Genomic DNA, 23909 nt, shown 5'->3' with positions numbered 1-23909 from the left:
CACCTTTGCGCAAGTCACCAGCTAAGTCGAGAGCGTCGCAGCCTTCCGTCAACGACGGGCATGCAAGAACCCACCGGGAGTTGATCGGTTTCCACCGCCGTCCTAGGGCCAGCCTGCAGCCATTCCGGTTGCGCTTAACGGAGGCTCATGGCCGAAACTTCCGACAATCAGAGCAGCCGCGCAAAGCTGATTGATGGCTCCATCGCCGGCCACCTGGTGCGCCAGACCGCGCCGGGTGTCGTGGGTGTGGCAGCGATCATGTCTGTCGGCATTATCGATGCCTATTTCATCGGCCAGCTGGGTTCTGCCGAACTGGCTGCGATTGCCTTTATCTTTCCCGTCATTACCGCGCTGCAAAGCCTTGGCGTGGGCGTGATGGTGGGGATCAATTCAGTAGTCAGCCGCGCGCTGGGCGAAAGCGACAGGGACCGCGCGCTTGCCCGCGCCAATCTTGGCATGGTGCTGGGACTGGTCTCGGGACTGGTGGTGGGTGTGTTGATATATGCACTGCGCCAGCCGCTGTTCGTATTGATGCAGGCCGATGCTGCCATTCTGCCATTAATCGACGAATATATGGGACCTTTCGCGATCGGTTTCCCTCTGATGATGGCGATGATGGGCATGAACGGCGTGCTGCGCGGACAAGGCGCTGCAAAAAGCAACACCCTGGTGCTGCTGGTCTATTCCGCCGCCAACTGGATACTCGATCCAATCCTGATCACCGGAGCATTCGGCATAGAGGGTTACGGCGTGGCAGGCGCGGCCTATGCCACCATAGGCGGGTGGCTGATTGCCATAACGTTTGCTTTCTGGCTGCTTGGACGGCACGATTTGCCGTTCACGCCGTCTGCCATGAGAAATTGTAACTGGAAGACGCAGCTTTCCGCAATTTCGCGTGTTGCCGGGCCAGCGGCATTCACCAATTCGATCAATCCCGCCGGGCTCGCCATCCTTACCGCATTTCTTGCAGCAGAAAGCCAGTCCGCCGTTGCCGGCTTTGGCGCGGGCGGGCGGTTGCAGGGCTTTGCCGTTGTGCCTTTGCTGGCGCTGTCCGGCTCTATCGGAGCGATCGTCGGGCAAAATTGGGGGGCGCAGCAATACGCCCGGGCCCGCCGCGCACTGGTTCAGGCGGGTATCGCGGCCATCGCCTACGGGCTGGCAGCAGCAGTTGTCCTGTTTATGGCGCGCGAATGGTTCGCCGGCCTGTTCAGCGACGAACCGCAGGTTTTGTCCGCTACCACGGAATATCTGGCAATTTCGGTTTGGGGATATGCCGGATTCGGCGTGCTGATCACCGTTAACGGAGCTCTCAATGCAATAGACCGGGCATCCAATGCGCTTGCCTTGTCAATTGCGCGCGTGGTGTTGGTGATGGTTCCCGTCGCGTGGCTTGCCCGAGCCATATTGGACACCAAGGCGGTGTATATAGCGGAACTGGCCGCCAATCTTCTGGGCGGACTCGCGGCTGCGGCTATCGCATGGTGGGTGCTGTGGCGGCGCCCGGACGCAGATGGCCCGGGCGCCGGCCCAGATTAGTCGAGCGGGCGGCTGGTGCCGAAGAACAGCGCCTGGCTGATCGCGGCGCGCACAGTGTCTTCCTGAAATGGCTTGGTGATCAGGTAAGTCGGTTCTGGCCGGTCACCTGTCAGCAATCGTTCGGGATAGGCAGTGATGAAAATCACCGGCACGCTATCCATGGCAAGAATATCGTCGACTGCATCCAGACCCGATGATCCATCCGCCAGTTGAATGTCAGCCAGTACCAGACCCGGCGTTTTCTCGGCCACGACTTCCTGTGCCTGCGTGCGGGTAGCAGCAGTGCCGCAAATATCATGGCCGAGCGACCGAACGAGATCTTCCAGCTGCATCGAAATGAGCGGTTCGTCTTCGATAATAAGAACGCTGGTGGTATTCTCGCGCTGAATTTCAGCCACGGCTTCGCTCACCAATGTGTTCACATCATCTACGGCCATACCCATGATGCTGCCGGCATCCTCGGGCGAGAAATCCTCAACCGTAGTCAGCAGCAACGCCTGCCGGTTCACCGGAGTGATACGCTTCAGCTGGTTTTGCGCCGCAGCTTCATGCGAGCCGCTTTCCGCGCCGGCATCGGCGACTTCCATATAGGCGCTGGACCAGACTTTGTTGAATGCCGCGTACAGCGGAACGCGTCCGCCGCGCAGCGATGTGGCCAGCTCTTCATCGGCCAAAGCGGCCTCCAAGGTGGCTTGAACAAAGGCATCGCCGGTTGACTGCGAGCCTGTCAGCGCGCGAGCATATCGGCGGAGAAAAGGAAGATGAGCTGCTACTTCGGCCCCAATGGACATATTTACCCTTCCGGAAGTGTTGATCGACAATGAACGCCTTGTACGGCACTCGGTTCCAGCTAGTTTTTTGCCAGGTGGGACCGATGGTATTTGGTCTTGTATCCTACTGCCACGAAAAAAGATTCGAAAATCGTGAAACCGCCGGGAACTGAAAATCGGGCCGGCCATTTAAGCTACATCACCGCCGAGACCCCCCCCTCCCGTCCAAGCGGCGGTGATATGATCCCGAAGGCCTCCGCTCACCAGAGCGGGGGCCTTTTTTCGGTTATGATCGAGACATTCTAGGAAACTGTCTTAGCTATCAGGATGATAACGCGCTCATCCTGTTAGACACCATTAGCCAAGCAGGCGGGCGAACAGGCCTTTTTTGCGTCCTGCAGCCAGCTCCGCGACGAGCAGGTCAGGATCATAGGGTTTTTCGAAAACCGGCCCCATTTCCGCGATCGTAGCCGGAATTTCGTCTGGCGATCCAGTCGAAAACGCGATGCGTGGTCGGCGCGGACCAAGCATGTCGACAAGTTCTGCGATAGCCCAGCCATCGTCCCGGTCTGCCAGATGCACATCCAGAACAATCGCATCGGGGCGGCTGCCCTTTTCCAGTTCCTGGACGGTGGCCTTCATGCTCTGGCATATGACCACATCAGCGGTTCCGGCATTGAGGAACGCATCCTCCAGTGCCATCGCCAGAATTGGATCATCTTCCACCAGCAGAACCCGGTTCAATACAGTTCGCTCCGCCTGCGGTTTTTCTTTGCTCTGCGGGCGAGGTTTTGCGCTGGTTTTCTTGAACGACGGCGATTTCACACAGGGACCCTCCGGATGCTACATTAGCATCTGCGGTCCAAACGCTGACTGGTCCAAAGTGGTTCCCCGGCCAGCAAGCAATATCCATGAACGGTCTGACTACAAAGTCTTGCTGTAGATACGATATTCGCGATTGACCTTGGAATCGATGGCGTCCGCAATGGCAACCATCCCCTGGTTGTCTTCCAGCACCCAGCCAACTTCGCCGCGCTCCGCATTATGTTCGTCCATGGCATAACGGCGAATGTATTCGATCATCATGAAAGCAAGCTGGCTGGCAAGGCGGGAATTCTGGTATTTCGACACCACGCCCATCAACGGAACACGAAACGAGGCCTGGGGCGGATCCCGCAGCCACCAAAGCAGCTTTGCCCAGTTGAACGGCAACAGCTTACCATCGAATTCCTTCAGCTTTTGATTGATATCCGGCCATGCCAGCATGAAAGCGGCAGGCTCTCCATCAACTTCGGCAATCATGTTTGCGCCTTCGAGTATCAATGGTTTGAGCTTTTTTGTGCCGTAGGAAATTTCGGCTTCGGTAAAAGGTACAAAGCCCCAGTTCTTCGACCACGCATCGTTCAGGATCTTGATGCAGATCGCGGCATCCCGCGCGAAATTGCTCTTGTCGACAGTTCGCAGATGGATGCGCGGGCTGCGCTCTCCTGATGTCACGATGCGGTTGATCAGCGGAGAGAAGCCCTTTCTGACATCAAGATCATAGGTGAACAGGCGCTTTGCCGTGTCATAGCCCTGGCCTTCGACCCAACCCTGATACGCGGCATTGTGATGACCGGTCAGCAGCATGGGGGGATGATCATGCCCTTTTACAAGCAGCCCGGGCTCTTCCCAGATCGATAGGCTGATAGGCGCAAGAACCCGCGTCATGCCCTGTTCCCGCAACCAGTCTTCGGCCCGCGCAATCAACGCTGCCGACACATCCGCGTCTGCCGCTTCGAACATTCCCCAATTGCCAGTTCCCGGCCCCATGCCCTGTTCCGGTGGCTGGGCCAGCGCCAGCTCGTCATAATGGGCCGAGATACGTCCCACGACTTCGCCGCCGCGCTTCGCCATAAACAATTGCATCTTGGCATGTTCGTGAAACGGGTTTTTCCCCGGGGTGAGCAATTCGATCATATCGGCGCGCAAAGGGGGCACCCAGTTGGGGTCATTTGCATTCAGTCGATAAGCGCAATCGATAAATGCACTAAGGTCTCCCTTGCCCGAAACCGGCACGATATCTATCTGGCTGCTCACGTTATCGCCTTTGTTCAAGAAGCCTTGTTCATGTGGCAGAAGCCCTGCTTGTGCTTGGGGCGGTATGTCAAGCGCGCGGCAATTGCGCTATTGGCAAAGGTTCACAGCGAATGCGCCACTGCACTGGCCAGTTTTCGCAGGGCCATTTGGAAAGTTTGTAACGCGATGAGCGCCACGACACATCCTGAAGACACCGCTGCCGGCCCTGCCGCCGGAAGCCGCCGCGTGCATGCGCAAATTCCGGATGACAAGGCAATGCTGCGCGCAGCAGTAGAGCTGACCCGCGACATCAATACCGCGCGACCTGAAATTTACTGGCCGGACATGCTTATCAGCACCGCCGTAGGATACAGCGCGCTGGCAGGCGCTATCCTGCTGGAGCCGGTATGGCTGGCATTGCTGAGCGCCGTAGTCGCCGTGTTCGCACTTTACCGCGCACTGCTGTTCATTCACGAAATCAGTCACCTGCACCGCGATGCCCTGCCCGGCTTTCGCACCGCGTGGAACATGCTGGTGGGAATGCCGATGCTGACGCCCAGCCTGATGTATGAAGGCCCCCACCGCATTCATCACACCCGCACGCGGTACGGAACGGTGGAAGACCCGGAATATATGCCATTGGCATTGATGAAACCGTGGAGCCTGCCGCTGTTCGTGCTGGTTGCTGCACTGGCGCCAATTGCGCTGATCGTACGCTGGGGCGTGATAGCGCCACTGGGCCTGTTTGTTCCCCCGCTACGGCGTTTCGCATGGGAGAGGTTTTCCACCCTCGCCATCAATCCGGAATTTCGCCGTCGTCCGCCGGAGGACAAGGAGCGCGGCTGGTTCCTGTTTCAGCAAGCGGGCGCGAGTTTCTGGGCGATCCTTCTGATGACTACGCCGCTGTGGCTCGGTTGGAAGCCGTTGCTTGTTGCGATGGGCGTGACAGCTGCCGTTGCCGTGTTCAACCAACTGCGCACGCTGGTGGCCCATCTCTGGGAGAATGATGGCGAAGCGATGACAGTGACCGCGCAATATCTCGACAGCGTCAACGTGCCCCGGACGATTGCGGCGATCTGGGCACCTGTCGGACTGCGCTACCATGCTGTCCATCACCTGATCCCCTCGATGCCGTACCATTCGCTGCATGAAGCGCACACCCGCATCAGCGCGCATCTGGGCGCCGGTTCGACGTTCGAGGAAGCGAGCCACCGGGGTATGTGGCCGCTTGTCGGGCGGATCGCCAAAAGCACGATGGGCCGGAGCGACTAGTCACTTTGTCAGCAGGCGCGATTGTGCCCGTGATTATTCTTCGGTGCGTACCAAGACAGTTTCACCAACCAGCAGAAACAGGAAGAACGGCGCCCATGCCGCCAGCAGCGGCGGGTATCCACCAAAACTGCCCATTGCCAAGGCGGCATTGTCGACCACGAAATAGGCAAAGCCAAGCGCCATGCCAATCACAGCGCGGACGAAAAGGTTACCTGATCGCGCAAGGCCAAACCCGGCGACAGCGCCCAGCAGCGGCATCAGCATGGCAGACAGAGGACCCGAGATCTTGTGCCACCATTTCGCTTCCAGCTCGCTTGTGCGGCGGCCGGAGGATTCAAGCGCCGCGATACTGCGCGAAAGCTGCGGCAAGGTCTCGGCATCGGGATTGACCCGGCCAAGCTCCACCTGGCCCAGCGTTACGCCGGGCGCGACGATTACATCGCCCAGTTCCTGCGTTTGTGCGCGCGCCACGGAGAAGGCGACGGCGCCCTGCAACTGCCAGCCGGGATTGGCGAAGCTGGCGGATTCTGCACGAATCTGACGCGCGATCATGTCGTTATCGTCGCGTTCGTAAAAGGTGACATCGGTAAACACCGTCTGCTCACCCCGGCCCGATGCGCTGGCCGCCATCAAGATATTACGCCCGTCGCTGAAATAGACATTGCCGCGCGAAGCCGGTTCAACAGGAACAGCCGCGTAATCAACATTCTCCCAGGCCGACAGCGTGGCGTTGGCGCGCGTAACGACGCGTTCGTTAAATGTGAAGGAGATAACCGAAACTACCATCCCGCTAAGCAACAGAGGCGCAAGGATCTGATGCGCCGAAAGCCCCGCGGCCTTCATCGCAATCACTTCGGAATTCTGGTTCAGCCCCGCCAGCGTGATGATCGTTGCCAGCAGAACCGAATAGGGCAGGAACCGCGCCGCCAGTTGCGGTGCGCGCAGCGAAGCATATTTCCAGATTTCGGCATCGCCATTGCCGTCTACGGCAAGAATGTTCCCGGTTTTTCCGAGCAGGTCGAGCATCAGCAATACCAGAACCAGCATCGCCAGCACTGCAATGATGCGCAGCGCGAACATCTTGGCGAGATAAATCGTCAGTCGCCGTGAGGGAAAGAAATCAAGCAGCACCGCGCGCCTCCTGCAAGGCCGCTTCGATGGCCTCGTTAGCTTCTTCATCCTCGCCGAACTGGCTTTCCGGAACCACGCCCTTCAACCTTTCGCGGCCAAACAGGCGGCCGATGGCGCGGCCGATCTTGGAATAAAATGTCTCGAGGAAGCCAATCGCCTGCCCGCCAGGCACATAGGCAATCTGATAATACATCCACCCGATCATCGCAGCGAGGACCGCGAATGGTCCCCAGAGAGCCAGGAACGGATCAAGCTGGCCAATAGCGGCGACTTCCGCGCCGTATTGATTGACCTTGTGATAAGCGACGACAATCACGATCGAGAGAAATACGCCAAGCGAACTGGTCGATCTTTTGGGAGGGATGGCCAGCGCGACCGCCAGCAGCGGCAACATGATCATCATCACAACTTCGACCATCCGGTAATTGAAATTGGCAAGGCTGCCGACGCGTTCCTGCGCCGTGCTGCTAGAACTCCATCCGATTTCGAGCAGTTCGGGCAGCACATATTCGCGTTCATCTTCTCCGCGTTCACGGAATTCTTGCAACGCAGGCAAATCTATCGGCAAGTCATGCTGGCTGAAGCTTAGAACGCGCGGAGAGCCTTTCTCCACCTCGTGCACAATTGTACCGTCCATCAACCGCAGGATGATCGTATTGCGATCCTCCCGATTGGCAAGAAAGCGCCCTTCTCGCGCGGTAATGGACAGGACCTGTCCGTTGTCATCGGCCAGCCGCGCAAAAATGCCGCGCAATTCGCGGCCCGAATCCTCACTGCCCTCGATGCGCAGTGCCATGCGGTCCTCTATGGAATTAAATTCCCCGACTTTGATCGATGCGCCCAACGCGCCGGAACGCAGTTCGAATTCCATCTCTTCATAGGCGAAGCGCGATTGCGGCTGGATAAATCCGACGATCGCGAAATTCAGCACCATCAGTGCAATGGTGATAAGATAGGGTACGCGCAGCAGGCGGTTGTACGACCAGCCAACTGCCCGCATCACATCCAGCTCGCTCGACACGGCCAGTTTGCGAAAGGCGAACAATATGCCCAGCATCAGGCCCAGAGGGATCGCAAGCCCTGCATATTCGGGAATAAGATTGAGCAGCATCTTGAAAACGACACCGACAGGCCCGCCTTCCATGCTGACAAATTCGAACAGGCGCAGCATCTTTTCCAGCAGCAGCAAGCTGGCCGCGAGCACGAACACGCCGATCATCGGCACGATAACGAGCCGGAAGATATAGCGGTCTGTTGCGGTAATGAAGCGGGACAAGGGTTTCACACTGTTGCGGAAGCTATCCGTGCCTTAGCGGCATTTGCGGGGCAGGTCAGCCCCGCATGAAACCTTTGTTTGTGCGCTCATGTTTGTGCGCTCAGGCCTTTTCCAGCGTGCATTGCAGCGGGTGCTGGTTTTCCTTGGCGAAATCCATCACCTGATTGACCTTCGTTTCGGCGACTTCATAGGGGAAGATACCGCACACGCCGACGCCCTTCTGGTGGACCTGCAGCATCACGCGCGTCGCCTGTTCCAGATCCATCCGGAAATAGCGTTTCAGCACAAGCACAACGAATTCCATCGGAGTGTAATCGTCGTTCAGCATCAGCACCTTGTACATGCTGGGCTTCTTTGGCTTGGTCCGCGTTTTGGTTGCCAGCCCGATCTGACCTTCATCTCCTGAACCCGGATCGCCAGAGTCCCCGTCGCCAGAGTCCCCGCCACCAGCATCAGCGCCATCATCTGGCCCGGCAGCAATGCAGGTTACAGCCCACGGCAGGGCAGAATCGGATGGATAATCGCAGTTCATGAGGAAGAGCAAATATCGTATCGGAAGCGAATGCTGCAAGGGGTGCTTTGGTCTTTCATCAAAGAAAGCGGCAAGACGAGTCGATTTGGCGTCTGGCTTACGCGCAAAAAATGCAAAAAGGCCGGGCAGCTCACGCCGACCGGCCTTTTGCATCAACCGCCATCACGGAGTGTGACGGTTGCAATACGAAAAATCGCTTAGGCGACCTTAGACATCTTTTCCGTGGCAACGCTCACGCGGCCCGAAATCGGAGCGACAGCGTCGTTTGCCAGCTTCATTGCGGCATCTGTATTCTTCGTGGTGGCGGCAATCATCGCGTCAAAGTTGCGACGCATGATCTTGCCCTGAAGCTGGAACAGGTCGGTCGGGCTCTTGATCGAGGCCATTTCCTTGATGTCCGCAGTTGCGGTTTCATAGGCGGTCTTGGCTTCGTCAGCATAGGTTGTGCCCATGGTCTGCACGCCTTCAACGAGGAGCTTGCCGCTTTCGACAACTGCTTCGACGTTGCCCTTGGCGAAATCGGTCATTTCCGACATCGCTTCGGTGCTCTTTTCGTAAGCGGACTGAGCGCGGGTCTGCATTTCGTTGACAGCGCCGGTCAGCGTGTCGGTCACTACATTGGTGAAGTCGGTGGTCTTGGTGGTCTTGGTGGCCATGATTTTTTCCTTGAGTACTTTAACAGTTGATTTCGGTTTCGCTGCCGCATTTGCCTTCACAGGCTTCGCAGCAGATTTGGTCGGAGCCGCCTTCTTGGGCGCAGGTTTTGCACTGGCCTTGGGGGCGGGTTTTTTGGCGGCAGGCTTTTTGGCGACTGCCTTCTTGGCGACCACTTTCTTGGCGACTGGCTTTTTGACAGGCGCTTTTTTCGCAGCAGCCTTTTTCGCCGGTGTCTTTGCGACTGGAGCCTTGGCAGGCACTTCTGGTGCCTTGGATGCGGTATTTTCCGCAGCGTCAGCTTTCAAAGAATCGACGAGAGGGTTTGCCTTGGCGGGCTGCGGTGCAGCAGAAGCAGCCTCGGCGGATGCCGTGGTTACGCTGTTCTCGCTCTTCACAGCTGTATCGATATTCGACTCGGCCATTTTTCCTCACTTTCGTGGTCGCGCAATTACGACCTCTTGTTGCAGTGCACAAAATAGGAATGCACAAGCGCTGAGTCAAGAAAAATGTTGCACTGCACAAAACTCGAAAATATGAACAAAAACTGCGCCTTGAGGCGGCCTAGCGTAATTTTACGTAACGGCCTGGTGCGTCCTCGATCGCCGGATTGGCCTTGCTGCCGGGCTTGCGAGCTCCGGTAGCTTTAACCTGTTTGGGGTCTTGAGCTTCGAGCCATGATAGCCAATCCGGCCACCAACTGCCGGGATGTTCCTGCGCCCCGTCCACAAAGCTTTCCAGCGACTGATGCTCACCCTCGCTGGTCCAATACTGGTATTTATTCGCCTCAGGCGGATTGACGACGCCTGCAATATGTCCGCTACCGGCAAGCACGAAACGGACCGGCCCCGAGAAATGCTCGGTGATTTTCCAAACGCTTTCCGGCGGTGCGATGTGATCCTCCCGGCCTGCCTGGACGTAGCTCGGGGTTTTTACCTTGGTCAGATCAATGGGCGTACCGTCCACGCCGAGAGCCCCGGGTTCGACCAGCAAATTGTCGCGGTACAGGTCGCGCAAGTAAGCCGCGTGCCACTTTGCTGGCAGATTGGTGACATCGCCGTTCCAGAACAACAGGTCAAAAGCCGGATACTCCTCGCCCAGCAGGTAATGATTGACCACGTAGTTCCAGATCAGGTCGCTACCGCGCAGCATGTTGAAGGCCGCCGCCAGATAACGCCCGTCGAGATAGCCGCCCTTCGATGCCTGCCGGATCATCTCCAGCTTCCCGTCATCGATGAACAGTTTCAGATCGCCCGCATGTTCAAAATCGACCTGCGCGGTGAAGAAGGTGGCGCTTTTCACCTTGTCCGCTTCGCCGCGCTCCGCCAGCACGGCCAGGGTGCCCGCCAGCGTGGTGCCTGCCACGCAATATCCGATGGTATGGACGCTCGGCACTTTCAGCCGTTCTCGCACGACATCTATCGCTTCTATCTGCGCGCGGAAATAATCGTCCCAGTCGATATGGGCGAGGCTTTCGTCGGCCGAGCGCCAGCTGACCATTACCACCGTGACACCCTGATCCACGGCCCAGCGCACAAAGCTTTTCTTGGCATTGAGGTCGAGGATATAGAAACGGTTGATCCACGGCGGAAAGATTATCAGCGGGGTGGCCATGACTTCGGGCGTGGTGGGCGAATACTGGATCAGCTGGAACAGCTCGGTCTCGTAAATCACCTTGCCGGGCGTTGAAGCAATGTTTTCGCCCACTTCAAACTGGCTGGTGTCGGTATGCGTCAGCTGGCCCTTTTCCAGATCGCCAGACAGCCGTTCCAGCCCGCGCATCAAGTTCTCTCCGCCGCTTTCCATTGTGCGTTCAAGCACAACCGGGTTCATCAGCGGGAAGTTGGCCGGGCTCATCGCGTCGAGCACATTTTGTGTGGCGAAACGCAGGTTTTTGCGATCTTCGCCGGACAGGCCCTCTGCCGTATCGATGCTCTGACTCAGCCGCTCTGCAATCAACAGATAGGTCTGATGGATCAGCGCAAAGACAGGCTGTTCGCGCCATGCCTTGTCCCTGAAGCGGCGGTCGTTACGCGGCAATTCCGGATCGCCGGCATCCTGTTGTCCATCGCCACTGACCGCATATTGTGCGAGCACATTCTGCCAAAGTTCAAACCCGTCCGACCACAGTTTTTGCTGCGCGGCAGGGTCCAGCATGGGCACGCTGGCCGACCATTTCTGCATCGCTTCCATCCAGCTTGCGGGATCAGCCAGCATCGGTTCGGTTCGCTGGTCGTCCGGTATGAAGAACTGAAGCCAGTTGCGCTGGAACTGCGTCATCACCTCGCCCATCGCGTCCACCGCAGTCCGGTCTGGATCCGGGCTCTTCGTGTCGGGCGCGACGGTCAACATCATCTGGCGGGCGGCCTCCCCCTGCATGCGCAGCATTTCGGTGAAGATGTCGGCAGCGTCGCGCGTCTTTTCGTTTCGATCGGTCATATGCCGGGCTTATAGCGCAATTTATGGCAATTGGGAGATAGCCCCCGCTTTTCACATGAAAAGCGACGAGGTGTAACAGTGCGCGTTGCACTGCCTTCGCGTTTGCGTCATTTACGTCACGCAATAACGCACCCGCCTGTTCAGAAGGACATTATGGACAACGAGTTTTACCGCATCAAGCGCCTGCCGCCCTACGTCATCGCCGAAGTCAACGCGATGCGAGCGGCCGCGCGTGCGGAAGGGCGCGACATTATCGATCTCGGGATGGGCAATCCCGATCAGCCGCCACCGGCGCATGTGATAGACAAGCTGTGCGAAGTGGCGCGAAAACCCGACGCGCATGGCTATTCCCAATCGAAGGGGATTCCCGGCCTTCGCAAGGCTCAAGCGGATTATTACGAACGCCGGTTCGGAGTGGAGCTTAACCCTGAAAGCGAAGTAATCGTCACGCTCGGGTCCAAGGAAGGGCTCGCCAGCCTTGCCACGGCGATCACGGCGCCGGGTGACACAATTCTTGCCCCCAACCCCAGCTATCCGATCCATACCTTCGGTTTCATCATCGCTGGTGCATCGATCCGATCGGTTCCAACCACGCCCGATGAACATTACTGGAAGGCGCTGGAACAGGCGATGAATTTCACCGTCCCACGCCCCACGGTGTTGGTCGTCAATTTCCCGTCCAACCCGACTGCCGAGGTGGTTGATCTGGAGTTTTACGAGCGGTTGGTGGACTGGGCAAAATTCCACAAGGTCTGGATCCTGTCCGACCTCGCTTATTCCGAGCTTTACTATGATGGAAAGCCGACACCATCGATCCTGCAGGCGAAGGGGGCGAAGGACGTGGCGATCGAGTTCACCAGCCTTTCCAAAACCTATGGCATGGCTGGCTGGCGGATGGGCTTTGCGGTGGGCAACCGCACACTGATTTCTGCGCTGACCCGGGTTAAGAGCTACATTGATTACGGCGCTTTCACGCCCATTCAGGCAGCCGCCTGTGCCGCGCTGAACGGGCCGCAAGATTATGTCGCACAGAACCGGGAGATGTATCACAAACGGCGTGATGTGATGGTGGAGGCGTTTGGCCGCGCAGGATGGGATATTCCTGCCCCGCCCGCCAGCATGTTCGCCTGGGCACCGCTCCCGCCGGGCCTCAAGGAGATGGGCAGTCTGGAATTTTCCAAGCAATTGCTGACCGAGGCCGAAGTGGCTGTGGCACCGGGCGTTGGCTACGGTGAAGATGGCGAAGGCTATGTCCGCATCGCGATGGTGGAAAACGAACAACGCCTGCGGCAGGCCGCGCGCAACGTGAAGCGTTACTTGCAAAGTATGGGAATCAACACACCTTCCGCCTGACGGACTTTTTGCGCATCGCCCATCGGAACACTGCCCTGTGCGCGTGATACTACGCACTTGCACATGGCAGCCAAACAGGCTGACGTGCCCCCAACTGGGTTTGGAGCAGCAGATTGGCATTTTTCGGCTGGATTGCTGATGGCGCTACGCCGCCTCCGAAATGGGACCTGCGGCTGGGCGGTTGGTCGCTGTGTCATGGCACCTGCGGATGCCGCGCGGAATGCCGGCATGTGCTGATCTGCGATACCCGTTCGCTATCGTTCCGGCACCGCATTGCTCTGGCGGAGGCTGATCGGCCAGCCTGGCGATTGATCTTGCTGGGAGTGGAAAAGCCCGAAGAGCGTGCGCAATTGCTGACCATGGGCTGCGCAGAAGCCCTCCCCGCCGCCACCGATCGCCATGAACTGCAGGCGCGGGCGAAGCGGGTCAGCGATATGTTCGGCATGCTGCCGCGCTGGCGTAATTGCGGCCCGCTGACGCTGGACCTGTTCCACCGGGATGCCCGCCACGGCGCGCGCTGGCTTGGCCTGCATCCCCGTGAATTCGGAGTGATCTGGCGGCTTGCCGATATGCCGGGCGAAAGGGTCACTCGCCGGCAGCTGCTGAAAGATGTCTGGCGCATCAGCCACGAGCCGGAAACCAACAGCGTCGAAGTCCATGTTTCTCGGCTACGATCCAAATTGGCAGATGCAGGCTGCGGCGATCTGGTCGCAACGTCATCAGAAGGAGGCTACAGATTGGCCAAAAGCGACGAATTCATGCTGAAAAGCCATCCCCCCGAAAGCGACTGTCTGGATGAATATTTGCGCGATCTGGGCTGGATGGAAGAAACGGTAACCTGACTCGCCCCGCGCTCAGCGCGCAACCATGCCATTAAATTTGTCGAATATTGTTTCATGCAGCGGTTGTTCGAAGACGATACCGGCGCGGCCATCCTCGATCCAGATAAGTTCCGCAGGCTGGGCAGACAAACCGGGCAGCGTAACCAGCATCCGGTCACCTTGTCGCCCGGTCCAGCCTTGCGCTGCAACCATGGCGCCACCGATGGAGATGTCGAGCACTTCCAAATCCGCGCTCATCCCTCTGCGTGAACGGCATTTGATCCGTAAAACGGCCTTTTCCTGCGCAGCCAGCGAAACCATGCCCGTTCTTTCCTATCTCAAATTACCAGGTGGAGCGTTCGAGTATGGCGCCAGTCTATTGAGAAGCCGTTTACTCCATCCTCATTCTAATGCCTAAGGCACGATTTAGTACCATGCGCCAAATTGCGTTGCGCCAATGCAAGGAAGGGCATTGCACCTTTGCGCGCCTTGCGTTAATTGGCGCGCCTTCCGGCCCGATGGCGGAGTGGTTACGCAGCGGTTTGCAAAACCGTGCACGCCGGTTCGATTCCGGCTCGGGCCTCCATTCCCTTGGCAATATGCGTATTGCGACCGCAATCGTCCTTGCCTATGGGCGACGAATTGCCGCCTTAGCTCAGCTGGTAGAGCATCGCATTCGTAATGCGGGGGTCACAGGTTCGAGTCCTGTAGGCGGCACCATCCCTTTCAGTAGTGTAGATTGAAGCTTGCGGCTGGAAGGCCGTTCGGCTGATTGCGTGTTTGGGTGCTGTTTGGGGCGCTTTGGGCAGGAACACCTCTCATAGCCAACTGAGGGTCCGAAAGTGGGCCAGAAGCGGACATTCAGCATTTGGCTAGGCGGAGCGCGAAAGCAGACTGACCGCTAACGACCCAATTGCGGGCATTGCCATTATTGCTTCCGAGCCAATTTTCTTACCACAAATGGGCGACCGAGAAATGTAGCGCAAGAAGCAAAGGGACTGTGATCCAGAAGACGATGTGGATTCTGCCTGAACGCATGAGATCGTGGATTAAGAACGGGATCAGCAGCGCAGTCATATACAAATGGCCAATGGTTGTCGCGCGATCGAGCCCCCAATCAGGCAGGAATGTCATGCGGAAGAACGCGGCGTCCAATACTGCAAAGGAGCCGATGAACATCAGGCGCTTGTGCGCCTCAGGCCCTGACTTGCGGAGCCAGATTGCCGCGCCAATGCAGCCACCGAAGAAGGCTATTCGCTTTGATTGAAGCAACTGGACCGCCAAGGGAACCTCGGAGGAGAAGAATGCAGGAAGCGCGATAACCAGCATCAATAGTATTACAATCGGCGCCAGGACCATCGACGCAACTCCAAGCTTCATATGAGCCTGCATTTGCCCTCGGCTCGCTAAAGCGCTCTGAGCCACAAGCAGTACCATCCATAAGCTCATGGCTGCTGCATGCATGTGAATGAGCAGCGGCGGGTTCTCTTTCGTGCCGGTGATTATAGATATAGAATTGGGCGCAAACCCTACGATCGCGGAGAGTGCGAACACCGTCGCCATGGCGAAATAAAAGGATCGGCTCCGATCTCGGGCCAATCTAGATTCCGATCTTGTCAAGAATACCCCCGCGCCCTCCGCAAGTCATACTACACTTGCCCCTGCATACCTTGAGGCTCCTAACGCGCTTGGTCAATTCGCACGATCAATCTACATCGGCTTTCGATCCATTTGCGGACGTTGGGTGCAAACATTAAGCAAACGAGAAATAGCGGGAGTGTCCATTGTCGATAGTTGCCAAATTATGTCATCGCTCAGTCTGGATCATTTGCTGGGCGTTTATGGCCGCAATACTCGCCCTTACAAGCTCTTCCAGCAAGGCCTCTGATGAGGCTTCCGTGAGCGACGAAGCCCGAATCTTCATGGAAGCCTACGGAGAAGACCTAGAGAACCATGACCGCGAAGCCATCATTGAGCGGTATGCTTCGAGTGGAGCTTACATCGTCTTCAATGGAGCAAGCCGATATGCAAGCAAGTCCGACCTTGAGAGCCGATACCTCGAAGAGTGGCAGGGGCCGATTAGCTTTTCTTGGAACGAGCTGACGATTGATGAGGTCAGCAGTGGTGTCGTCCTTGTCGTTGGAACCTTCAACTGGGAGAGCTCGGACGGAATTGCGCTGTATTCTTACACGGGCCTATTGGTCGGTGAAGGAGACGGATTACGAATCAAACTGGAGAATGAGAGCATCCTACCAACAGAGTGATCTCTCACTCGTCTGCCCCTTGACCCGAACAAGCCGACTAACCGCTTTCGACCCAATTGCTGACAGTCATCAATTGTGCGAGATTTAACTCATGGCGGAGATATCTTGATCTGCCCCCCAAGGAGCAATCGTATGGACAAGATCAATCGCCGACTGATGCTGGGCGGTCTGGGCATGGTCGGAGCAGGTCTGGCAGGTGCGGTACGCGCACAATCGACTGGGCAGGGCAACGGGGTTTCCGCCAATGCCGCGCCAACGGCCCCCGACCCCAGCGCCAGACACCGGCTGCGGTTCGCTGTTATCGGGTTCGACCATTCGCATATCTACGCGATGACAGACGCGCTGATCCGCGGCGGCGGCACGCTTGTCGCGGTGCATGCGAGCGACCCGCGGCAACTGGCGCCCTATCTCGCCCGCTATGGCGACGTGAAAGTTGCACGCACCGAAGCCGAGATTCTCGAAGACGAGAGCGTGCAGGTCGTGGCCAGCGCTTCTATTCCCCATCTTCGCGCGCCGCTTGGCATTCGTGTGATGCGCGCCGGAAAGGACTTTCTTTCGGACAAACCGGGGATCACCAGCCTTGCCCAGCTGGCCGAAGTGCGCCGCACGATCGCTGCGACCAGGCGCAAGTTCGCCATCATGTATTCGGAACGGCTTGAAGTGCGCGCTGCGGTCAAGGCGGGGGAACTCGTTCGTGCCGGTGCGATCGGGCGGGTGATTCAGACGATCAACATCGCCCCACACCGCATGGGCGCGCCCAACCGGCCCGAATGGTTCTGGGATGTGAAGAACTATGGTGGCATCCTGACCGACATCGGCAGCCATCAGGCCGATCAGTTCCTGTTTTACACCGGCTCCACCGAAGCGCACGTCGTGGCGTCTCAGGTCGGCAATCTGGACACTCCCGGCCATCCGAAATTCCAGGATTTCGGGGATATGACACTGAGCGGCAATGGTGGGACCGGCTATGTCAGGGTCGACTGGTTCACGCCTGACGGTCTGCCGACGTGGGGCGACGGGCGTGTGTTCATCCTGGGAACCGAAGGCTACATTGAACTGCGCAAGTACGTCGACATTCAGGGCCGCCCGGGTGGAGATCACCTCTTCCTGGCTGACCGCGAGGGCACGAGCTACATCAATTGCAGCAATGTGCCACTCCCGTTCGGCCCGCAGTTCGTTTCGGATGTGATGGAGCGGACAGAGGTCGCTCAAAATCAGGCCCAGGCACTGCTTGCCGCCGAACTGGTGCTCACCGCTCAGTCCAGGGCAAGAATACTTGTCGATGGGCCGCGTCCAGTACTTCAGGGTGGATAAAGTCCGGTCAGGCATCAGACAAGGCATCGAATGACAAGGAAGACAGCAAGACCGGGCTGCGCTCAAGCGCGTCCGTGACCTGCCCCCTGAGAAGTGGTCCGTTTTGAGAGTTAGGATTTCGGCTATTTACGGCTTGAATAGAGCTGGAGAATGGCACGGAAGAGATACACGCCAGAACAGATTATCGGGATGCTGCGTGAGGCCGAGGTTCGGCTGTCGCAGGGAGAGAGGATCGGGGAGATCAGCCGATCACTCGGGATCTCGGAGCAGAGCTACTATCGCTGGCGTCGTGCCTGGCTGACCTTCAGCCCGCCATCCAATAGTGGGTGTTTTTCCGATTGGGATGCAGTCTATTGGCTTCGGAGAGAAAGTGGATTTCTCTCGCTGGATTCTGAATGGCTTGTCATTCGGTTCGATGAGACAAGTCATGTCCTCGAATACCAGCTCATGAGAGACTAACTAACGTCCGCTTCCCACCCAGCACCTGACCAACCTGCCGAGTGGCGCGCTGTCCTAAAGCGGACCAGCCGCCAATAGCTCACGACCGCAATCTCTCGCTGTCGCTTCCAAGGCAAGCTACCGAATGATGGTCCGCCAGGGTTGCGGAGGTTTCGTCTTCCATGCAGACAACTCCGGCGCTGAGCAGGATTTGCCAAGTGCAATTGCGGCCTAAGAAACGGGATGAGACTATGAAAAGCTTGTGGGGAATAGCGCCATTTGCGACATTTGCTCTGGCAGCATGCTCAGCTCCAGCAACACTCGACAATGGATCGAACAAGTCTACTTCTCATAATGAGAAGACGATATTCGTCATAAGACATTTGCAGAAAGAGCAAGGTGACGATCCTTCACTCACTTCCGAGGGTGCAGCAGCCGCAGAACGCCTTGCGCATTTGCTAGCAGACGAAGACATCTCTGCGATTTATGCCACTCGAACCCGCCGGGCGATGGAAACCGCCGCTCCACTTGCAAATATGACCGACATCGCGATCACAGCGTATGATCCTCAGAACCCCGAAGCCTTGGCAACCCCCGTCGCAGAAAACGAAGGAGCAGTGCTAGTTGTCGGCCACAGCAACACGGTTCCCGACCTGATTGTCCGCTTTGGCGGGAATTCGGCACCTCAACTAACCGAAGAGGACTACGGGACAGTTTTCGCAATTGATTCTGCAGGTGAAGTCCACGAGATCAAAGTCGATTGAGCAATCACACGGTTTCATAAAACCTAGCGATTGGCTGGGCCTAAGCCAGCTGAGCGACCTTAGCGCGCCTGTAAAAAGGTAATTGTTGGGCCGAGAGCGCAACTTCAGGCTTTGCTCTACTGACGCGGCAAAGCAGACTGTTAGTAAACGACCCAATTGCAGACGTCAGGATGGCAGGACGATAAAGTGATCGATGTAAGCTAGGTAAACCCCCATCACCGAAGTTGGCTCTCTTGATCTGGGCCGTTCGTTCGACGACTGACAGCACCGTTTGAGGGCCTAATTCAAAGGTTCTTATCCTGCGAAAATTGTAGCACGTGAGGCCTCAGCTGAAAATAACACCGCGGTGCGAGCAAGACCCCTTTCGGTTATTCAGGCCGCCCCATCTTGAACAGCTGGTCTTCGGTGATTTCGAAATAGTCTTCCGGGCCGCCGCCGCGTGTGATCGGACGCGGGCGTGCGGTTTGATACACGCCATCTTCCAGCATAGCCGTGTCGATATGAATGCCGATGGCCTCCCCGATCACGAGCCACTGATCGAGCTTGTGGCCTTCCTTGTTTTCGAGCTGGATAAGCTGGGTCAGGCGACATTCGAAATGCACCGGGCTGCCCGCCACGCGATCCGGTTTGACGAGTGAAGCCGGCAACGCGTCCAGCCCGGCAAGCGCAAACTCGTCGACGTCGCCACCCACGCTTGCCGAACTTAGGTTCATCTGCTGTGCCTGCGCCATCGTCGTAAGGTTCCAGACGAATTCGCCTGTGGCCTCCACATTGGCAACCGAATCCTTCCAGCCCGTCGAAGAAAAAGCGACAAGCGGTGGGCGATAGTTGATCAGGCTGAAGAAGCTGTAGGGCGCGAGGTTGCGCACACCTTTCGCGCTAACCGTCGACACCCACCCGATGGGCCGCGGCGCGACGATGGCGTTGAGAGGGTCATGTGGCAGTCCGTGGCCCTCTGTTGGCTTGTAATAGTGATATTCGGTCATGGCGGGCTGTATGCCTGACTCGCGCATTGCTTCAAGGCTAATAGCACATGTCAACCGGACCGTTAGCTTCCAGACCGATCGTAAACGTAAACCCTAGCTGGTTAGAATGTCAGCTTTCCACCCTATTTGTTGCCATTCATGCCATCCGAATGGGTCCCTGAAAGCTGCCCATCCGCCCTCGGATCGAATGGGTATGGAACGGGTCGCCAATCGACTCTCAATTGAAGTTATGCGCTTTGGGTAGGAAGCGAGCTGAAACACAGACTAACGCACTTTGGGTCTTGCTTGGGCTTACCCAATTCTCACCCCAAAGTCTGCCGCAAGGCATTTGAAAACAATAACAATTCACCCTCTTATTGAACCGACTTCGTAATGCGGGGGTCACAGGTTCGAGTCCTGTAGGCGGCACCATCCCTTTCAGTAGTGTATTGCGCAGGTAGCGGCTGGAAGGCCGTTCGGCTGATTGCGTGCTTGGGTCCTGCTTGGGGCGCATTGGGCAGGCTCCCATCTCCTAGCCCCGCAAAACCATCAATGAACCCGGTTCCTTTGCGGGTGCCGGGCTCTCGTCTTGTATCTTTTTTGTTCCGACTTGCGGCTGGCCATGTTTCTATCATCAGCAATGAGCAGAGTTTCACAACCAGCCAGTGAGCGCGGTAGCCTCACTACTTGGAACGACGTGGCACCTAGAGTAGTTTCTTCAATAAGTTCTGGATGGATTCCATCATCCTGGCTGTTGCACACTCGGTTCTGGCAGTAGCCGCCATGATCAAGAATCTTTTAGGTTAGATGAAAGGACTTCTCTGTGGCTTACACAATAAATCGAATGATCTCCGGAGCAGCGATCGATGACGTTGACGACCGCACCCGTAAGGCGCTTGCGGACCAGGGATTCGGCGTTTTGACGGAGATCGACGTCAAGGCGACGATGAAAAAGAAGCTGGATGTCGAAATGCCTGCCTACCGCATTCTTGGCGCCTGCAATCCGAAGATGGCGCACCAGGCGATCGGTATCGAACCGCGGGTGGGCGCTATGCTGCCCTGCAACGTAATCCTCCGGGAAATAGAAGGCGGTGTAGAGGTCAGCGCCATCGACCCGGTAGCGTCGATGCAGGTGATTGAGAACGCTGAATTGACGGCTGTAGCAGGTCTGGTGCGGGACCTTCTGGCGAAGGCCATCGATGAGATCTGATGGTAAGCATCAGACAGAAGAAAGCGTGCGGCAGGGTTTCTGCAGAATGCGCACGCCTTGCTAGTGGATGGACTCGCCCGAGCTGCCTGTCGCCTAAGATCAACCAACCAGACGAGGCCGGTGCTCCGCCAGTTTACGCAGCTATCATGGCGCAATTTTGGATGCCTTCATCGTAATTGCCTAACTCGGTGTGTCCGCTGTCTAACCCGTTGGCTGACATTGGAGATGCGCTCGCTGCCTTCTGAAACCTGACTGGCAACTAATCCAGCGCATCAGGCAAAAGCAGCCGGTCGGCAAACGACCCAATGGCGGATGCTGCTTCATTGACATTCAACGCAGATGCCCAGAACCAGTGGCATGATCGAATTACAAACATTCTTAGACCAAGCGTTACAGCGACACTCTCTTCCAGGCGCGGTGGCAATGATTGGGAACAGGCAAGGCGTAATTGCCTCTGCAGCATCAGGACTTTCTGATCCCTGCACGAACCGGGCGATGTCCTTGGACAACATCTTCCAAATCGCGTCGATGACCAAAATCGTAACGTCAGTCGCGGCAATGCAACTCGTCGAACGCGATCTCTTGTCTTTGGATGAACCAATCGACGAAATTCTCCCTGAACTTGCCAATCCAAACGTCATTGCCGGAATCGACGAAGACGGCCGTGTCCAGTTGAAGCCAGCGCAGTCTGCGATAACTCTCAAACATCTACTGACGCACACATCTGGCTTGGGATACGCATTTACCAGCGCCGAAATGGCGAATGCGCAAGGCGAGGTGGCCGCTGCTAGCATTGCCAGCATAACCTCCCCGCTTGTATTCGAGCCGGGCACAGATTGGCTTTATGGAGTGAGCACCGATTGGGTGGGGCGTGCTGTTGAGATGGTCAGCGGGCAGAGCCTTGGCAGCTACATGGATGAGCACATTCTTGGTCCCTTGGCGATGCATGACACAGGTTTTGCCGTCGCACCGCACGACGAGGGACGCAGAGTGGCCCTTCTTTCCAGAACGTCGGATGGCTTTGAGCCGTTTCCACTAGAAATCGGTGGTGGAGAAGCTGCCGAATTTCATTCGGGCGGGGGCGGGCTTTACTCCACCGCGGCGGATTACATGCGTTTTATGCGGATGTTGCTGAACCAAGGAATGGGAGAGGGAGCCCAAATAGTGGGTGAGGATTCTGTCGCTCTGATGTCGCGTAATCAGGTTGGTTCGATCCGGGCCGGAGCGTTTCAAAGCACAGTTCCATTGCTTTCAGAAGATTTCGACAGTTTCCCAGGCATGAAAACTGACTGGGGGCTCGGCTTTCTGATAAATCAAAACGCTGGTCCTCATGGGCGCGCTCCGGGCAGTCTGTCGTGGGCCGGACTGGCAAATTGCTATTTTTGGATTGATCCGGTGAACGATGTTGCGGGGCTTGTTCTGATGCAATTCCTGCCGTTCGCGGACAGGGCCGCATTGGATCTTTTGAATGGGCTTGAATCGGCTGTCTATCACTCCGCATGACTAAGAGTGGCCTTGGTCTGCTTCCCACCCCAGTTGTTGACATTCATGCCATCCGCATGGGTCCCTGAAATCTGCCCATCCGCCATTGTTTGCAACATCCGCCCCCCGGAGCAAATGGGTATGAAAGGGGTCGCCAATCGACTCCAAATTGAAGTTATGCTCTTTGAATAGGATACGGGTTGAAACACAGGCTAAAGCACTTTGGATATTACTTGGGTTTACTCAATTCTCACACCAAGGTCTGCCGCAAGGCCCCTGAAAACAATAGCAATTCACCCTCATATTGAACCGACTTCGTAATGCGGAGGTCACAGGTTCGAGTCCTGTAGGCGGCACCATCCCTTTCAATACATAATTCGAAGCTTACAGCTGGAAGGCCGTTCGGCTGGTTGCGCGTTTGGGTCCTGTTTGGAGCGCTTTGGGGAGGGTTCCAACGCCAGACCCGACGAAACGCCGCGAGTTGGGCCGGCTGCCGACAGTCCGCGACCTGGCGCGCTAGCCACGCAAGCCGCCATTCCGCTAACGGCCCAGTTGCGGACACAGCTTGCAGCTCATAGGCTCATAGCTGTGGGACGGCTCTATTCATTCGATCTCGTACGGGGTCTGGCTGCAGTTGCCGTCATGGCATATCACGCCGAACGGCTTGTTCCTCGGGGCTATTTGGCTGTCGATCTGTTTTTCGTGCTTAGCGGGTTTGTCCTATATCGAGCGTATTCGCCACGATTGGGCAGTCTGAGACAATTTTGCTCATTTACGCTGCGACGGATCGTGAGGCTCTATCCATTAATGTTTGTAGGGGCAGTCTTAGGGCTCGCGATCAACGGCGGTTCTCTTTTGACATTGCTCCTTGTGCCAACCGGCGAACAAGTTCTTTTCCCGGCAAACATTCCTCTGTGGTCACTCGTTTATGAATTGATCGCATCGATACTTTTTGCAGCACTTTTTCGTTATGGTCGCATGGTCTGGGGTGTGGTTTGGGTTGCTAGCGGCATCGTTTTATCCGTCGCAATTCTGACATACGGCAGTGCTGACCTTGGCTTCAGTCCTGAGACTGCCCAGCATGGTTTGTTTCGCGTGGGCTATTCTTTCAGCTCTGGGATCGCTGCGGCATACCTGGTTCAGGTCCGGCCGCGCATATCCAGATGGTGCATCCCATTCGCGCTCATGCCGCTGGCATTCTTCATGTGGCCCGTTGGCTCTGTGGCTGTAGATATTCTCTCAATTCTCTTCGTTTTTCCGGCTCTCACTATTGCTCTCGCATATTTCGAGACCGATCAACGATACATTGCCACAGAATTGGGTGGACTTTCCTACGCGCTATACGCGATCCATCATCCAATCGTTAAACAGGCAGATGGAGCAGGACTGCTTTACGTTCCGCTTTTCTTCGCGATCATCGCAGTGGCGTGGGCGCTTGAACGGTACTTTGACCGACCGCTGCGCCGACATTTGCATTTTTTGATTTCGCGAAGAGAGTCTTCGCCTGATTAAGTGTTTCGAAAACGTGCAGTGCCTTCCATCTGCTCGCCGGTTCATTGGAATAATGGTTGAAGCCGGTTTAAATTCGTTTGCCGACTTTTTCAGGTTTCACTGAGGTTGTGACATCACC

Annotated in this window: 23 protein-coding genes and 2 tRNA genes; 14 read left to right on the top strand and 11 right to left on the bottom strand. The window is 56.9% G+C overall.

Features of this window, described 5'->3' with window-relative positions:
* Positions 1–147 precede the first annotated feature (147 nt).
* Complete coding sequence (locus AB731_RS04835; RefSeq protein ID WP_047092200.1) at positions 148–1536, top strand: MATE family efflux transporter; 1389 nt, start codon at positions 148–150, stop codon at positions 1534–1536.
* Here AB731_RS04835 and AB731_RS04830 read toward each other — a convergent pair.
* From AB731_RS04830 to AB731_RS04820, 3 genes are all read right to left on the bottom strand, one after another.
* Positions 1533–2327 carry a response regulator gene (locus AB731_RS04830; RefSeq protein ID WP_047092201.1) on the bottom strand — a complete coding sequence of 265 codons (795 nt, stop codon included), beginning with the start codon at positions 2325–2327 and terminating at the stop codon, positions 1533–1535. The two genes, AB731_RS04835 and AB731_RS04830, sit on opposite strands and share 4 nt — an antisense overlap.
* A gap of 336 nt (positions 2328–2663) precedes the next feature.
* A complete protein-coding gene (locus AB731_RS04825) occupies positions 2664–3050 on the bottom strand; it encodes a response regulator (RefSeq protein WP_047093019.1) in 387 nt (128 codons plus the stop codon).
* Between the two features lie 180 nt (positions 3051–3230).
* On the bottom strand, positions 3231–4385 hold the full coding sequence (locus AB731_RS04820; RefSeq protein ID WP_047093020.1) for a hypothetical protein: 1155 nt from the start codon (positions 4383–4385) through the stop codon (positions 3231–3233).
* Positions 4386–4550: 165 nt separating this feature from the next.
* Between AB731_RS04820 and AB731_RS04815 the strand changes: the two genes are divergently transcribed.
* A complete protein-coding gene (locus AB731_RS04815) occupies positions 4551–5636 on the top strand; it encodes a fatty acid desaturase family protein (RefSeq protein ID WP_047092202.1) in 1086 nt (361 codons plus the stop codon).
* Between the two features lie 33 nt (positions 5637–5669).
* Here the strand turns inward: AB731_RS04815 and lptG are convergent, their stop codons facing one another.
* The 4 genes from lptG to AB731_RS14225 all read right to left on the bottom strand — a co-directional run bounded on the left by lptG (position 5670) and on the right by AB731_RS14225 (position 9231).
* Positions 5670–6767: an LPS export ABC transporter permease LptG gene (lptG, locus tag AB731_RS04810; RefSeq protein ID WP_047092203.1), complete on the bottom strand. Its 1098-nt coding sequence runs from the start codon at positions 6765–6767 to the stop codon at positions 5670–5672.
* Positions 6757–8052: an LptF/LptG family permease gene (locus tag AB731_RS04805; RefSeq protein WP_456236325.1), complete on the bottom strand. Its 1296-nt coding sequence runs from the start codon at positions 8050–8052 to the stop codon at positions 6757–6759. The genes lptG and AB731_RS04805 overlap by 11 nt, the downstream gene beginning before the upstream one ends.
* A gap of 91 nt (positions 8053–8143) precedes the next feature.
* Positions 8144–8575, bottom strand: coding sequence for an ATP-dependent Clp protease adapter ClpS (gene clpS, locus AB731_RS04800; RefSeq protein WP_082126394.1), 432 nt, complete (start codon positions 8573–8575; stop codon positions 8144–8146).
* Positions 8576–8772: 197 nt separating this feature from the next.
* Positions 8773–9231 carry a phasin family protein gene (locus tag AB731_RS14225; protein WP_231638845.1) on the bottom strand — a complete coding sequence of 153 codons (459 nt, stop codon included), beginning with the start codon at positions 9229–9231 and terminating at the stop codon, positions 8773–8775.
* Here AB731_RS14225 and AB731_RS14220 point away from each other — a divergent pair.
* Positions 9230–9769 carry a hypothetical protein gene (locus tag AB731_RS14220; RefSeq protein ID WP_231638844.1) on the top strand — a complete coding sequence of 180 codons (540 nt, stop codon included), beginning with the start codon at positions 9230–9232 and terminating at the stop codon, positions 9767–9769. The two genes, AB731_RS14225 and AB731_RS14220, sit on opposite strands and share 2 nt — an antisense overlap.
* Before the next feature lie 24 nt (positions 9770–9793).
* On the opposite strand, the gene AB731_RS04790 is transcribed toward AB731_RS14220, so the two are convergent.
* Positions 9794–11668: a PHA/PHB synthase family protein gene (locus AB731_RS04790; RefSeq protein ID WP_047092205.1), complete on the bottom strand. Its 1875-nt coding sequence runs from the start codon at positions 11666–11668 to the stop codon at positions 9794–9796.
* A gap of 153 nt (positions 11669–11821) precedes the next feature.
* On the opposite strand from AB731_RS04790, the gene AB731_RS04785 reads away from it, so the two are divergent.
* Together AB731_RS04785 and AB731_RS14215 are read left to right on the top strand one after the other, a co-directional pair.
* Complete coding sequence (locus AB731_RS04785; RefSeq protein ID WP_047092206.1) at positions 11822–13021, top strand: LL-diaminopimelate aminotransferase; 1200 nt, start codon at positions 11822–11824, stop codon at positions 13019–13021.
* A gap of 113 nt (positions 13022–13134) precedes the next feature.
* A complete protein-coding gene (locus AB731_RS14215) occupies positions 13135–13863 on the top strand; it encodes a winged helix-turn-helix domain-containing protein (RefSeq protein ID WP_052768831.1) in 729 nt (242 codons plus the stop codon).
* 12 nt (positions 13864–13875) lie between these two features.
* On the opposite strand, the gene AB731_RS04775 is transcribed toward AB731_RS14215, so the two are convergent.
* On the bottom strand, positions 13876–14163 hold the full coding sequence (locus AB731_RS04775; RefSeq protein ID WP_047092207.1) for a PilZ domain-containing protein: 288 nt from the start codon (positions 14161–14163) through the stop codon (positions 13876–13878).
* A 191-nt stretch (positions 14164–14354) separates the two neighbouring features.
* On the opposite strand from AB731_RS04775, the gene AB731_RS04770 reads away from it, so the two are divergent.
* A tRNA-Cys gene (locus AB731_RS04770) sits at positions 14355–14428 on the top strand.
* Between the two features lie 58 nt (positions 14429–14486).
* A tRNA-Thr gene (locus AB731_RS04765) sits at positions 14487–14562 on the top strand.
* A 231-nt stretch (positions 14563–14793) separates the two neighbouring features.
* Here AB731_RS04765 and AB731_RS04760 read toward each other — a convergent pair.
* Positions 14794–15405: a hypothetical protein gene (locus AB731_RS04760; protein ID WP_047092208.1), complete on the bottom strand. Its 612-nt coding sequence runs from the start codon at positions 15403–15405 to the stop codon at positions 14794–14796.
* A 335-nt stretch (positions 15406–15740) separates the two neighbouring features.
* Here AB731_RS04760 and AB731_RS04755 point away from each other — a divergent pair, with 335 nt between their 5' ends.
* The 4 genes from AB731_RS04755 to AB731_RS04740 all read left to right on the top strand — a co-directional run bounded on the left by AB731_RS04755 (position 15741) and on the right by AB731_RS04740 (position 18622).
* A complete protein-coding gene (locus AB731_RS04755; RefSeq protein ID WP_156167366.1) occupies positions 15741–16106 on the top strand; it encodes a hypothetical protein in 366 nt (121 codons plus the stop codon).
* 132 nt (positions 16107–16238) lie between these two features.
* Positions 16239–17420 (top strand): Gfo/Idh/MocA family protein, encoded by a 1182-nt coding sequence (locus AB731_RS04750; RefSeq protein WP_047092210.1) that lies wholly within the window; start codon positions 16239–16241, stop codon positions 17418–17420.
* Between the two features lie 150 nt (positions 17421–17570).
* Positions 17571–17879 carry a transposase gene (locus AB731_RS14375; RefSeq protein WP_082126343.1) on the top strand — a complete coding sequence of 103 codons (309 nt, stop codon included), beginning with the start codon at positions 17571–17573 and terminating at the stop codon, positions 17877–17879.
* 230 nt (positions 17880–18109) lie between these two features.
* Positions 18110–18622 (top strand): histidine phosphatase family protein, encoded by a 513-nt coding sequence (locus AB731_RS04740; protein WP_047092211.1) that lies wholly within the window; start codon positions 18110–18112, stop codon positions 18620–18622.
* 368 nt (positions 18623–18990) lie between these two features.
* Here AB731_RS04740 and AB731_RS04735 read toward each other — a convergent pair whose 3' ends face one another.
* Positions 18991–19608, bottom strand: coding sequence for a flavin reductase family protein (locus tag AB731_RS04735; protein WP_047092212.1), 618 nt, complete (start codon positions 19606–19608; stop codon positions 18991–18993).
* Positions 19609–20410: 802 nt separating this feature from the next.
* On the opposite strand from AB731_RS04735, the gene AB731_RS04730 reads away from it, so the two are divergent.
* The 3 genes from AB731_RS04730 (at position 20411) to AB731_RS04720 (ending at position 23791) form a co-directional block, all read left to right on the top strand.
* Entirely contained in the window at positions 20411–20797 is a 387-nt protein-coding gene (locus tag AB731_RS04730; RefSeq protein ID WP_047092213.1) for a DUF302 domain-containing protein, read from the top strand.
* Between the two features lie 357 nt (positions 20798–21154).
* Positions 21155–22300, top strand: coding sequence for a serine hydrolase domain-containing protein (locus AB731_RS04725; protein ID WP_047092214.1), 1146 nt, complete (start codon positions 21155–21157; stop codon positions 22298–22300).
* 567 nt (positions 22301–22867) lie between these two features.
* Positions 22868–23791: an acyltransferase family protein gene (locus tag AB731_RS04720; RefSeq protein WP_084828050.1), complete on the top strand. Its 924-nt coding sequence runs from the start codon at positions 22868–22870 to the stop codon at positions 23789–23791.
* The last annotated feature ends 118 nt before the right edge of the window (positions 23792–23909 follow it).

The organism is Aurantiacibacter marinus (assembly GCF_001021555.1).
In the GTDB taxonomy this organism is placed as follows: Bacteria; Pseudomonadota; Alphaproteobacteria; order Sphingomonadales; family Sphingomonadaceae; genus Alteraurantiacibacter; species Alteraurantiacibacter marinus.
This window is presented reverse-complemented; position numbering and strand designations above follow the sequence as displayed.

What these genes read in the sequence shown, in the direction of transcription:
- AB731_RS04785 (WP_047092206.1), top strand. Translation starts at nt 11,822, where the DNA reads ATGGACAACGAGTTTTACCGCATCAAGCGCCTGCCGCCCTACGTCATC.
- AB731_RS14375 (WP_082126343.1), top strand. Translation starts at nt 17,571, where the DNA reads ATGGCACGGAAGAGATACACGCCAGAACAGATTATCGGGATGCTGCGT.
- AB731_RS04835 (WP_047092200.1), top strand. Translation starts at nt 148, where the DNA reads ATGGCCGAAACTTCCGACAATCAGAGCAGCCGCGCAAAGCTGATTGAT.
- AB731_RS14225 (WP_231638845.1), bottom strand. Translation starts at nt 9,231, where the DNA reads ATGGCCACCAAGACCACCAAGACCACCGACTTCACCAATGTAGTGACC.
- AB731_RS04790 (WP_047092205.1), bottom strand. Translation starts at nt 11,668, where the DNA reads ATGACCGATCGAAACGAAAAGACGCGCGACGCTGCCGACATCTTCACC.
- AB731_RS04775 (WP_047092207.1), bottom strand. Translation starts at nt 14,163, where the DNA reads ATGGTTTCGCTGGCTGCGCAGGAAAAGGCCGTTTTACGGATCAAATGC.
- AB731_RS04740 (WP_047092211.1), top strand. Translation starts at nt 18,110, where the DNA reads ATGAAAAGCTTGTGGGGAATAGCGCCATTTGCGACATTTGCTCTGGCA.
- AB731_RS04760 (WP_047092208.1), bottom strand. Translation starts at nt 15,405, where the DNA reads ATGGCGACGGTGTTCGCACTCTCCGCGATCGTAGGGTTTGCGCCCAAT.
- AB731_RS04815 (WP_047092202.1), top strand. Translation starts at nt 4,551, where the DNA reads ATGAGCGCCACGACACATCCTGAAGACACCGCTGCCGGCCCTGCCGCC.
- AB731_RS14220 (WP_231638844.1), top strand. Translation starts at nt 9,230, where the DNA reads ATGATTTTTTCCTTGAGTACTTTAACAGTTGATTTCGGTTTCGCTGCC.
- AB731_RS04725 (WP_047092214.1), top strand. Translation starts at nt 21,155, where the DNA reads ATGATCGAATTACAAACATTCTTAGACCAAGCGTTACAGCGACACTCT.
- AB731_RS04735 (WP_047092212.1), bottom strand. Translation starts at nt 19,608, where the DNA reads ATGACCGAATATCACTATTACAAGCCAACAGAGGGCCACGGACTGCCA.
- clpS (WP_082126394.1), bottom strand. Translation starts at nt 8,575, where the DNA reads ATGAACTGCGATTATCCATCCGATTCTGCCCTGCCGTGGGCTGTAACC.
- AB731_RS04830 (WP_047092201.1), bottom strand. Translation starts at nt 2,327, where the DNA reads ATGTCCATTGGGGCCGAAGTAGCAGCTCATCTTCCTTTTCTCCGCCGA.
- AB731_RS04750 (WP_047092210.1), top strand. Translation starts at nt 16,239, where the DNA reads ATGGACAAGATCAATCGCCGACTGATGCTGGGCGGTCTGGGCATGGTC.